At 41.4% G+C, this 11,522-nt stretch carries 15 protein-coding genes; 14 read left to right on the top strand and 1 reads right to left on the bottom strand.

Annotated features, from left to right (window positions below; all coding sequences use genetic code 11):
• The 13 genes from N8L90_RS08285 to N8L90_RS08225 form a co-directional block, all read left to right on the top strand.
• Positions 1-606 (top strand): LPXTG cell wall anchor domain-containing protein (locus N8L90_RS08285; protein ID WP_261025035.1); only part of this gene is annotated, 606 nt, incomplete at its 5' end.
• Positions 607-769: 163 nt separating this feature from the next.
• Entirely contained in the window at positions 770-1,060 is a 291-nt protein-coding gene (gene rpsF / locus N8L90_RS08280) for a 30S ribosomal protein S6 (protein ID WP_001151778.1), read from the top strand.
• Positions 1,061-1,071: 11 nt separating this feature from the next.
• The gene (gene ssbA, locus N8L90_RS08275; protein WP_000609606.1) at positions 1,072-1,542 is read left to right on the top strand and encodes a single-stranded DNA-binding protein SsbA; all 471 of its coding nucleotides are present in this window, start codon (positions 1,072-1,074) and stop codon (positions 1,540-1,542) included.
• A 31-nt stretch (positions 1,543-1,573) separates the two neighbouring features.
• Positions 1,574-1,813, top strand: a complete 240-nt coding sequence (rpsR, locus tag N8L90_RS08270) for a 30S ribosomal protein S18 (RefSeq protein WP_000068664.1) — start codon at positions 1,574-1,576, stop codon at positions 1,811-1,813.
• Positions 1,814-2,054: 241 nt separating this feature from the next.
• Complete coding sequence (locus N8L90_RS08265; protein ID WP_261025034.1) at positions 2,055-2,558, top strand: GNAT family N-acetyltransferase; 504 nt, start codon at positions 2,055-2,057, stop codon at positions 2,556-2,558.
• Positions 2,559-2,639: 81 nt separating this feature from the next.
• Complete coding sequence (locus N8L90_RS08260; RefSeq protein ID WP_261025033.1) at positions 2,640-4,040, top strand: bifunctional Cof-type HAD-IIB family hydrolase/peptidylprolyl isomerase; 1,401 nt, start codon at positions 2,640-2,642, stop codon at positions 4,038-4,040.
• Between the two features lies 1 nt (position 4,041).
• Positions 4,042-4,404, top strand: coding sequence for a S1 RNA-binding domain-containing protein (locus N8L90_RS08255; protein ID WP_033677723.1), 363 nt, complete (start codon positions 4,042-4,044; stop codon positions 4,402-4,404).
• A 52-nt stretch (positions 4,405-4,456) separates the two neighbouring features.
• On the top strand, positions 4,457-5,206 hold the full coding sequence (locus N8L90_RS08250; RefSeq protein WP_261025031.1) for a tRNA1(Val) (adenine(37)-N6)-methyltransferase: 750 nt from the start codon (positions 4,457-4,459) through the stop codon (positions 5,204-5,206).
• On the top strand, positions 5,196-5,492 hold the full coding sequence (locus N8L90_RS08245) for a GIY-YIG nuclease family protein (protein WP_261025029.1): 297 nt from the start codon (positions 5,196-5,198) through the stop codon (positions 5,490-5,492). The genes N8L90_RS08250 and N8L90_RS08245 overlap by 11 nt, the downstream gene beginning before the upstream one ends.
• Before the next feature lie 187 nt (positions 5,493-5,679).
• The gene (locus N8L90_RS08240; RefSeq protein ID WP_049516428.1) at positions 5,680-6,615 is read left to right on the top strand and encodes a manganese-dependent inorganic pyrophosphatase; all 936 of its coding nucleotides are present in this window, start codon (positions 5,680-5,682) and stop codon (positions 6,613-6,615) included.
• Between the two features lie 197 nt (positions 6,616-6,812).
• Positions 6,813-7,319 carry a YiiX/YebB-like N1pC/P60 family cysteine hydrolase gene (locus tag N8L90_RS08235; protein ID WP_261025037.1) on the top strand — a complete coding sequence of 169 codons (507 nt, stop codon included), beginning with the start codon at positions 6,813-6,815 and terminating at the stop codon, positions 7,317-7,319.
• Positions 7,303-7,953: a DUF1803 domain-containing protein gene (locus tag N8L90_RS08230; protein WP_261025026.1), complete on the top strand. Its 651-nt coding sequence runs from the start codon at positions 7,303-7,305 to the stop codon at positions 7,951-7,953. Before N8L90_RS08235 ends, N8L90_RS08230 begins: the two co-directional genes overlap by 17 nt.
• 100 nt (positions 7,954-8,053) lie before the next feature.
• Positions 8,054-8,245, top strand: coding sequence for a CsbD family protein (locus N8L90_RS08225; protein WP_049521477.1), 192 nt, complete (start codon positions 8,054-8,056; stop codon positions 8,243-8,245).
• A gap of 46 nt (positions 8,246-8,291) precedes the next feature.
• Here N8L90_RS08225 and N8L90_RS08220 read toward each other — a convergent pair whose 3' ends face one another.
• On the bottom strand, positions 8,292-9,737 hold the full coding sequence (locus N8L90_RS08220; RefSeq protein ID WP_261025025.1) for a UDP-N-acetylmuramoyl-L-alanyl-D-glutamate--L-lysine ligase: 1,446 nt from the start codon (positions 9,735-9,737) through the stop codon (positions 8,292-8,294).
• A gap of 106 nt (positions 9,738-9,843) precedes the next feature.
• Here N8L90_RS08220 and N8L90_RS08215 point away from each other — a divergent pair, with 106 nt between their 5' ends.
• On the top strand, positions 9,844-11,466 hold the full coding sequence (locus tag N8L90_RS08215) for a putative polysaccharide biosynthesis protein (protein ID WP_261025023.1): 1,623 nt from the start codon (positions 9,844-9,846) through the stop codon (positions 11,464-11,466).
• Positions 11,467-11,522 lie beyond the last annotated feature (56 nt).

Genomic DNA, 11,522 nt, shown 5'->3' with positions numbered 1-11,522 from the left:
GTAACAACATTCTTTAAAGACAAAGATGGAAATGAAATCAAAGAAAAAGAAAGTGGTTCAGTAGATAAGAAAGACATCCCAGAGTACAGATTCGTAGAAACGAAGAAACTACCAAATGGAGATGTAGAACATGTCTATGAAAAAGTAACACCACCAGCTCCAACACCTTTACCTGTTCCTCAACCAAATCCAGGTAAGCAAAATACAACTACTTGGACTGATGAGAATGGAAATCCATTGAAACCAACTGAGCCAGGTTCTAAAGAACCGGGAACAATTCCAGGTTACGAATATGTGAAGACTGTGACAGGTTCAAAAGGAAATATCAGACATATCTTCCGCAAAGTTGAGATGCCAACTCCAACACCGGTTGAACCAGTACAACCAGTTTCTCCACAAGAGCCAGAGACCCCAGAGCAACCAGTGACTCCGGAAATGCCAACAGTACCTGAGCAACCAAAACAACCAACAACACCTAAATATGTTGATGGTCAAAAAGAATTGCCATATACTGGTACAGAAGCTAACGCTAGTCTTGCAGCACTTGGACTTCTTGGAGCCCTTAGTGGATTTGGACTTCTTTCTCGCAAGAAAAAAGAAGACTAAAAACTCATAGTTTTTGAGAAGATGATTCGTCATCTTCTTTTTTTATTTCGGTGTTTTTACTTGCGTAAAAAATTTTTTTCTAGTATAATAGTTTATTGTGAGCGAACCTCACTTACCCCTTGCAAAGTCTTGGGGTCATTAGACCAAAAGGAGGAACATATCAATGGCTAAATACGAAATTCTTTATATCATTCGTCCAAACATTGAAGAAGAAGCTAAAAACGCTTTGGTAGCACGTTTTGACTCTATTTTGACTGACAACGGTGCAACTGTTGTTGAATCAAAATCTTGGGAAAAACGTCGTCTTGCATACGAAATCAAAGATTTCCGTGAAGGACTTTACCACATCGTTAACGTTGAAGCAAACGACGACGCAGCTCTTAAAGAGTTTGACCGTCTTTCAAAAATCAACGCTGACATTCTTCGTCACATGATCGTCAAAACTGACGCGTAAGAAGGTAAACTATGATTAACAATGTTGTACTTGTAGGGCGTATGACACGTGACGCTGAGTTGCGTTATACCCCATCAAATGTAGCAGTTGCGACTTTTACTCTTGCAGTAAACCGTACATTTAAGAGTCAAAATGGCGAACGTGAGGCTGATTTTATCAATGTCGTTATGTGGCGCCAACAGGCTGAAAACCTTGCTAACTGGGCTAAAAAAGGCTCACTTATCGGGGTGACAGGTCGTATCCAGACTCGTAGTTACGATAACCAGCAAGGACAACGTGTCTACGTGACAGAGGTCGTGGCTGAGAATTTCCAAATGTTGGAAAGCCGTAGTGTGCGTGAGGGTCACACAGGTGGAGCTTATTCTGCACCAACTGCAAACTATTCAGCGCCTACAAATTCAGTACCAGACTTTTCACGTGATGAAAATCCATTTGGAGCAACAAATCCATTGGATATTTCAGATGATGATTTACCATTCTAATGGACAACTAAAATTATAAAGGAGAAAAAACATGGCTCAACAACGTCGTGGCGGATTCAAACGCCGTAAAAAAGTTGATTACATCGCAGCAAACAAAATTGAATATGTTGATTACAAAGATACTGAGCTTCTTAGCCGTTTCGTTTCAGAACGTGGGAAAATCCTTCCTCGTCGTGTAACAGGAACTTCAGCTAAAAACCAACGTAAAGTAACAACAGCTATCAAACGCGCTCGCGTAATGGCTTTGATGCCTTTCGTAAACGAAGATTAAAAAAGAGGTCCGGGTGGACCTCTTTTTCAGACCCGGTTGGGTCTTTTTTTCAGGTCCGGGTGGACCTCTTTTTCAGACCCGGTTGGGTCTTTTTTTCACGAGCATTAAAATGAAAGGGTGAGTTGAGGTCTGGGTGGACCTCTTTTTCAGACCCCGATGGGTCTTTTTTCACGAGATAGTTTTTTTCTGACCTTGGCGTGCTCTAATAGTAATAGAAAGAGTAAAGGTGGGTAAGTCAAAGATGAATTGCACGATTAGAAATATGATTAAGTCTGATATTGAATTCTTATCTCATGGATTTATGAATCAAGGTTGGCCTGGTAGAGAGGAAATTTTGGCTAGATATTTTCTGGAACAGGAAAGTGGGGAGAGAGAAGTCTTAGTTGCAGAGATTGATGGTGCTGTAGCGGGCTACGTTACCATTTTGCCCTCTGCTAAACATGGTCCTTTTGCAGAAGTCTATCCAGAATTATCAGATTTTAATGTGTTTGAGCCTTTTCGAAATCAAGGGATTGGGAATCAACTGCTAGAAGAAGCAGAAAAACGAGTCAAGGTTGTTTCGAGTAAGGTCACTCTTGGTGTAGGTTTGCACTTAGGCTATGGCCCTGCCCAGAGATTGTATATCAGACGGGGCTACATTCCAGATGGGACAGGTGTCTGGTATCGAAATCAACCCTTGGAAATGAATGCAACTAGCCAAAATAATGATGATTTGGTTTTGTATCTAGTAAAGGAATTCGGATAAGAGACAAGGACTTTATTGGGGATGTGGGATTTCTCTACTTTATGGTATAATGGAAAGAGTTAGATTGAAAGAGGTAGTGAGATGGATGCCAAATTAAGATACAAGGCAAAGAAGATCAAGATTGTCTTTTTTGATATTGATGATACATTGAGGAATTCAAAGACAGGTTTTATTCCAGCTTCAATCCCAACTGTTTTTAAGCAATTACGTGAGAAAGGAATTTTGACAGGTATTGCTTCTGGACGAGGGATTTTTGGTGTCGTGCCAGAGATTCGTGAACTCAAGCCGGACTTTTTTGTGACCTTGAATGGGGCTTATATCGAAGATAAAAAAGGCCAGATCATTTATCAACATCAGATTGAGAAATCAGATGTTGAGGAGTATATTTCTTGGGCCAAGCAAGAGGAAATAGAGTATGGCTTGGTTGGGAGTCATGATGCCAAATTGTCGACTCGCACCGATATGATTAGTGAAGCTATTAATCCAATTTATCCTGATTTGGATGTGGATCCAGATTTCCATGAAAAAGAAGATATCTATCAGATGTGGACTTTTGAAGACAAGGGAGATGACTTGCACTTGCCTGACAGTCTCTCAGATAAACTTCGCATGGTTCGTTGGCATCAACATTCGTCTGATATTGTGCCGATTTCAGGCTCCAAAGCGACGGGTGTGGAAAAGGTGGTGGAACACCTAGGCTTGAAACCAGAGAACGTCATGGTTTTTGGAGATGGCCTCAACGACTTGGAACTCTTTGATTATGCTGGAATCAGCGTTGCAATGGGAATTTCTCATGAAAATATCAAAGAAAAAGCAGATTATATTACAAAAACATTAGAAGAAGATGGCATTTTTGATGCCTTAGAAGGATTTGGTATGGTAGAAAAAGAATTGCATTTCCCACAAGTAGACATTGAAACAGTAGAAGGTCCTATCGCGACTATTAAGACCAATCACGGAGACTTGCGTATTAAGCTCTTCCCTGAACATGCTCCTAAAACAGTAGCTAACTTTGTAGCTCTTTCAAAAGATGGCTACTATGATGGGGTCATTTTCCATCGTATTATCAAGGATTTTATGATTCAAGGTGGAGACCCAACTGGAACTGGTATGGGTGGCGAGTCAATCTACGGCGAATCATTTGAGGATGAATTCTCAGAAGAACTTTACAATATCCGTGGAGCCCTTTCTATGGCAAATGCTGGTCCAAATACCAACGGCAGCCAGTTCTTTATCGTGCAAAATCAACACCTGCCTTATTCTAAGAAAGAAATTGCTCGTGGAGGTTGGCCAGAACCGATCGCAGAAATCTATGCCAACCAAGGTGGGACACCTCACCTAGACCGCCGTCATACTGTTTTTGGTCAGCTAGCTGATGAAGCTTCTTACGCTGTTTTGGATGCCATTGCTGCTGTTGAGACAGGAGCTATGGACAAGCCAGTTGAAGATGTCGTGATTGAAACAATTGAAATCGAGGACTAAGATGAAAATAGGTGATAAGCTAAAGGGCCGTATTACAGGGATTCAGCCCTACGGTGCCTTTGTTGAGCTAGAAACGGGTGATACGGGGCTGATTCACATTTCAGAGATTCGAACAGGATTTATTGAAAATATTCATGACGCCTTGAAAGTCGATGAAGAAGTTCAAGTTCAAGTAGTGGATTTAGATGAATTTACAGGAAAAGCTAGTCTTTCTATCCGCACTTTAGAGGAGGAAAAGCACCAGTTTCCTAGACGGAGACGCTTTTCAAGCGACCGCTTTAACTACGGCTTTGCGCCTCTCAAAAGAATGATGCCAATTTGGACCAAGGAAGCCCTTCAACATTTGAAGAAGCAGAAGAATTAGTTAGAAATCTATATTCTTTGTAATGTTAATATAAATTTGCTATAATAGGACCATGGAAGAAGAACAATTATTAAAATCAGGAGAGCGCATTAACCAGCTCTTTTCGACAGATATCAAAATCATTCAAAATAGAGAGGTTTTTAGCTATTCGGTGGATAGTGTTCTCTTGTCACGATTTCCACGTTTTCCTAAAAAGGGCTTGATAGTGGATTTTTGTGCTGGAAATGGAGCAGTTGGGCTATTTGCTAGTACTCGGACTCAGGCACAGATTTTGGCTGTTGAGATTCAGGAGCGTTTGGCAGATATGGCTGAACGCTCTGTTCGTTTGAATGGTTTGGAAGAGCAGATGGAGGTCATCTGTGATGATTTGAAAAATATGCCTTCTCGTATACAGGGAAGTAAGGTGGATATGATTTTGTGTAATCCGCCCTATTTCAAGGTGGATCCTCATTCCAATCTGAACGAGAGTGAACATTATCTCTTGGCGCGCCACGAAATCACGACTAATTTGGAAGAAATCTGTCGTAGTGCCCAGAGTATTCTCAAGTCCAATGGGCGTTTGGCCATGGTTCATCGTCCTGATCGACTTCTGGATATTTTGGATACCTTACAACGGCATAATCTAGCCCCTAAGCGCCTGCAGTTTGTTTATCCAAAAAGAGAAAAGGAAGCCAATATGCTTTTGATTGAGGCTATCAAGGATGGCTCGACAAGTGGCTTTAAGGTCTTACCACCTCTCATTGTCCACAATGATGATGGCTCTTATACACCTGAACTTGAAGAGATTTATTATGGATCATAAGGCTTATATGTACGTGCTGGAGTGTCGTGATGGATCTTACTATACAGGCTATACGACTGATGTGAAGAGACGCCTCGCTGTCCACAATAGTGGGAAGGGAGCCAAATACACACGAGCACGCTTGCCAGTCAAACTCATCTATGCTCAAGGTTTTGCCAGTAAGGGAGAAGCCATGTCAGCTGAAGCCCTGCTCAAGCGAAAGAAGAGGCCACAGAAGGAGCAATTTTTATCTGAAAATCAAGATAGAAATTTACTCATACTCAATGAAAATCAAAGAGAAAACTAGGAAGCTAGCCGTAGGTTGCTCAAAGCACTGCTTTGAGGTTGCAGATAGAGCTGACGTGTTTTGAAGAGATTTTCGAAGAGTATCAGTTATTTTGAAGAGTGGCGGGGAGTCATTTGACTCCTCTTACTTTTGTCAAAAAGTGAAAAAAATGCTACAATAAAGAGAATAAACAAAATGAGGTATTATCATGTCTAAGATTCTAGTATTTGGTCACCAAAATCCAGACTCAGATGCCATCGGGTCATCTGTAGCCTTTGCCTACCTTGCAAAAGAAGCTTACGGTTTGGATACGGAAGCTGTTGCCCTTGGAACTCCAAATGAAGAAACAGCCTTTGTCTTGAACTATTTTGGTGTAGAAGCACCGCGTGTTATCACTTCTGCCAAAGCAGAAGGCGCAGAGCAAGTTATCCTGACTGACCACAATGAATTCCAACAATCTGTATCAGATATCGCTGAAGTAGAAGTTTATGGTGTTGTAGACCATCACCGTGTGGCTAACTTTGAAACTGCAAGCCCACTCTACATGCGTTTGGAGCCAGTTGGTTCAGCGTCTTCAATCGTTTACCGTATGTTCAAAGAACATGGTGTGGCTGTGCCTAAAGAGATTGCTGGTTTGATGCTTTCAGGTTTGATTTCAGATACTCTTCTTTTGAAATCACCAACAACACACCCAACAGATACAGTCATTGCTCCTGAATTGGCTGAATTGGCTGGTGTCAACTTGGAGGAATATGGTTTGGCAATGTTGAAAGCTGGTACAAACTTGGCCAGCAAATCTGCTGAAGAATTGATTGATATCGATGCTAAAACTTTTGAATTGAACGGAAATAATGTCCGTGTTGCCCAAGTAAACACAGTTGACATCGCTGAAGTTTTGGAACGCCAAGCAGAAATCGAAGCTGCAATGCAAGCTGCTAACGCAGCAAACGGTTACTCTGACTTTGTCTTGATGATTACAGATATCGTCAACTCAAACTCAGAAATCCTAGCACTTGGTGCCAATATGGACAAGGTTGAAGCAGCCTTCAACTTCAAACTTGAAAACAATCATGCCTTCCTTGCTGGTGCCGTTTCACGTAAGAAACAAGTGGTACCTCAATTGACTGAAAGCTTTAATGCTTAAAATTTTGAGTATCAATTCAAATTAGGAAAGGCTAGTTTGCCTTATATCGAAAGGAGTTTCAGCTCCTTTTTTTCTAGGAGAGAAGCATGTTAGAAAATGGCTATTTGATACTCAATGAAAATCAAAGAGCAAACTAGGAAGCTAGCCGCAAGCTGTACTTGAGTACGGTAAGGCGACGCTGACGTGGTTTGAATTTAATTTTCGAAGAGTATGATTTTGTGAGAGATGAGTCGGACACGGGACAGGCCATCCAGACTTCCACAGGCAACTATAACCATGTTGCCATTTATTTGGATGGGATGATTTACCACGCTAGTGGACAGGCTGGTGTTGTCTGTCAAGAACCGGCAGACTTCTTTGAGTCCAATCACTTGTACGACCTCTATGTCTACCCAGAAATGGATATCCAGTCTGTGAAGGAAAAAGCTTGCAAACATCTGGGAGCTCCTTATAATGCTTCTTTCTATCCAGATGGAGTTGGTTTCTACTGTTCCCAGTACATGGCAGAAATTCTCCCCATTTTTGAAACTATTCCCATGAAATTTGGGGATGGGGAACAGGAGATTAGTGATTTTTGGAGGGAGTATTACAGAGAACTAGGTCTGCCTGTTCCTTTGAACCAGCCGGGGACCAATCCTAGTCAGTTGGCAGCATCGCCTATGTTAGAATGTAAAGAAAGGAATCTTCATGATTCAGATTTTTAATCCATCTCGTTTGACGAGACAGCCATTTTTTAGAGAATTGATCCGCTATCTGGACCAGCATGAGGATGTGATTTTACGGGAAATCAAGGCTCAATTTCCAGATGTTGCAGTTGATAAACTCATGGAAGAGTATATAAAGGCTGGCTTGATTCTACGGGAAAATAAGCGTTATTATCTTAATCTTCCTATGCTTGAATCACTCGATAGTCTCGAACTGGATCAAGAGATTTTTGTCAGCGAAGATAGTCCGGCCTATCAAGCCTTGTTAGAGCAGATTTTTGAGACGGAATTACGAAATCAAACCAATGCAGCTATTTTAGTTGAAAAGACAGACTTTGCGAGAACAAAAATGACATTGTCTAATTATTTCTACAAGGTCAAACATCAGTATCCTTTGACAGAAAAACAGCAGGAACTTTATGACATTTTGGGTGATGTTAATCCTGAGTATGCTCTCAAATATATGACGACTTTTTTGTTGAAATTTCTCAAAAAAGACCAGCTTATGCAGAAACGCCGTGATATCTTTGTGGACAGTTTAGTTGTACTAGGTTATATTGTTCAAAATGAAGATGGAAAGTATGAGTTGGCTATCGATTTTGATAAGGACAGATTAACTTTCTACTTGGCGTGATTTCTTGTTTCTGAGCACATTGTTTGACTTTCCTTAGTATTCGGTATAAACTATATGTAACCGGTAACACATATCGGAATAAACTAAAGGAGACAATCATATGTCACTTGAAAACAAATTGGAACAAGCAACAGGCGCTATCAAAGAAGGATTTGGTAAAGTTACTGGGGATAGCAAGACAGAACTTGAAGGCGCTGTTGAAAAAACAGTTGCTAAGGCAAAAGACGTTGTAGAAGACGCTAAAGGTGCTGTAGAAGGTGCCGTTGAAGGTTTGAAAAACGCTTTTAAATAAAAATAGAAAAAATCAAGGGTTCCATTTCCCTTGATTTTTTACTATCTTATAAATAATTTTCTGCGACGGCTGCATCTCCAGGATAGGCTTCTTTCTTGCCTTGGACGATTTGGTAGCAATCGGCACCCTTACCGGCGATAATAACTGCATCTAATTCGTGATTTGTGATAGCCATAGCTGCCTTGATGGCTTCTTGGCGATCCGCAATTTTTTCAACAGGATGATCGATATAGCTACTAATTTCATCCGCAATGGCCATTGGGTTTTCGTAGTTGGGGTCATCAGCAGTCAGAAAGACTTGAATCTCAGGATGTTGATTAAGGAGGAGGCCAAAGTCCTTACGACGGCTTTCTCCTTTATTTCCTGTCGAACCCAGAACCAGAGCAATTTTTCCAGTTTGATGAGTTTCAACCACATTGATGAGTTTTTTGAGACTATCACCATTGTGGGCATAGTCGATGAAGACCTTGGCTCCATTTTTCTGAGTGAGGACTTCCATACGACCAGGAACGCGGGTTGCAGCAATTCCTTTTTTGATCTCCTCAAGATTAGCTCCGAGACAGAGGCAAGCAAGTCCAGCAGCAACGGCATTTTCTTGGTTGAAGTGACCAATCAGTTGGATATCATAATCACCAGCCAGTTTCCCACTAGCTGAAAAGCTAAAGGCTTTGGAATTCTCGATTTGATTATTTGATTGGCTACCATAGAAATCATGGTCTTGATCTGCCACTTGTTCTTTCAAGACAGAAAAGTGGTCCATGTCACTGTTAACGATGACTGATCGGCTATTTTCCATCAAGAGACGCTTGTGGTAGAAGTAGTCTTCAAAGCTAGGGTGTTCAATCGGGCCGATATGGTCGGGGCTGATATTGAGGAAAACTCCCACATCAAAGGTTAGACCATAGACACGTTTGACCAGATAGGCTTGACTGGAGACTTCCATGATGAGGTGAGTACGGTCATTTTGCACAGCTTGATGCATCATATCAAAAAGGTCAATACTCTCAGGAGTTGTCAATGCAGACTTAAAGAAAGTCTTGCCATCTAGAGTTGTATTCATAGTCGAGAGCATAGCAGGTCGGTGCCCTTGAGATAAGATGTTGTAGGCGAAGTAGGCTGCTGTTGTCTTACCCTTAGTACCAGTAAAGGCAAGAAGTTTGAGTTTTTTCTGTGGATTTCCATAAAATTCCATAGCAATCAAACTCATGGCTTTCTTGATATCACTAACGATGATGGCAGGAATACCAACTTCATAGTCCTTTTCAGCCACATACCAACCGAGGCCTTGAGAGATGGCAGAAATCAGAAATTCCTTCTTAAAGGCAGCACCTTTAACGAAAAAGAGACTCTTTTCTTTGGCCTTGCGACTGTCATAGCAGATGGTGTCAAATACGACATGGCTGTAGTTGTAGTGATAGTGTCCTTGGTCGATAATCTCACGGAAGAGACCATCTTTCTTTAATATATCTAATACGGTTTCAATCTTAATCATACTTTCTATTGTAAACCGAAAGTCGCAAATTTACAAGTAACAAGGAAAAGTTTATAATGGAAGATAAGGAACTTTTTCCTAGTTATCAAAATTGAATGAGGAATCTATGTCGCACGAAAACAATCACCAGCAGGCCCAGATGTTACGGGGGACTGCTTGGTTAACGGCTAGTAACTTTATCAGTCGCCTGCTTGGGGCCATCTATATTATCCCTTGGTACATCTGGATGGGATCTTATGCGGCTACGGCCAATGGTCTCTTTACCATGGGTTACAATATCTATGCTTGGTTCTTGCTGGTTTCAACAGCAGGGATTCCAGTTGCGGTGGCCAAGCAAGTTGCCAAGTATAATACCATGCGAGAAGAAGAGCATAGCTTTGCCCTGATTAGAAGCTTTCTAGGATTTATGACAGGACTTGGCCTCGTTTTTGCTTTAGTCTTGTATGTCTTTGCTCCTTGGCTAGCAGACTTGTCTGGCGTGGGTAAAGACTTGATCCCAATCATGCAAAGCTTGGCTTGGGGAGTCTTGATTTTCCCATCTATGAGTGTTATTCGAGGATTTTTCCAAGGGATGAATAACCTCAAACCTTATGCCATGAGTCAAATTGCTGAGCAGGTCATTCGTGTTATCTGGATGCTCTTAGCAACCTTTATCATTATGAAGCTCGGTTCAGGAGATTACCTAGCAGCTGTTACCCAATCGACCTTTGCGGCCTTTGTCGGCATGGTAGCCAGTTTTGGAGTTTTGATTTATTTCCTTGCTCAAGAAGGGTTACTCAAAAGAGTCTTTGAAACGAGGGATAAGATTAATAGCAAGAGTCTCTTGATCGATACCATTAAGGAAGCCATTCCTTTTATCCTGACTGGGTCTGCTATCCAGCTGTTTCAGATTCTGGACCAGATGACCTTTATCAATAGTATGAGTTGGTTTACTAATTATAGTAATGAAGACTTGGTTGTCATGTTTTCTTATTTCTCAGCCAATCCTAATAAAATCACGATGATTTTGATTTCTGTAGGGGTTTCAATTGGGGGTGTCGGTTTGCCACTTTTGACTGAAAACTATGTCAAGGGAGACTTGAAGGCAGCTTCTCGTCTTGTTCAGGACAGCATTACCATGCTTTTCGTATTCCTGATACCAGCAACAGTTGGAGTGGTCATGGTAGGAGAACCCCTCTACACAGTCTTTTATGGGAAGCCAGATAGTTTGGCCATGGGCTTGTTTGTCTTTGCAGTTTTGCAGTCTACTATTTTAGGCTTGTACATGGTCTTGTCTCCAATGCTTCAGGCCATGTTCCGCAACCGCAAGGCAGTTCTCTATTTTATCTATGGTTCCATTGCCAAGCTGGTCTTGCAAATACCTACCATCGCCCTCTTCCACAGTTATGGTCCTTTGATTTCTACAACCATTGGGCTCATCATTCCTAACGTCTTGATGTATCGGGATATTTGTAAGGTAACTGGTGTTAAGCGCAAGGTGATTTTGAAACGAACCATTTTAATCAGTTTGTTGACCCTTGTTATGTTCATCGGTGTCGGTGCCATCCAGTGGATTTTAGGATTTGTATTCCAACCAAGTGGACGTTTGTGGAGCTTCCTTTATGTAGCCCTTGTCGGTGCCATGGGTGGAGGAGTATACGGGGTCATGAGTCTCCGTACTCGTTTATTGGATAAGGTGATTGGAAAAGCACAAGCAGATCGCCTGCGAGCAAAATTAAAAATTTCTTAAAAAATAATTTATAAATAAAATGAATAAGTTGAGTTTTTTAAAAACCAAATCACTCT

Origin of the sequence: Streptococcus mitis (genome assembly GCF_946190115.1) — a bacterium.
Classification (GTDB): domain Bacteria; phylum Bacillota; class Bacilli; order Lactobacillales; family Streptococcaceae; genus Streptococcus; species Streptococcus mitis_CO.
Note: the sequence above shows the minus strand (reverse complement) of the source record. Positions and strands in the feature narration are given on the sequence as shown.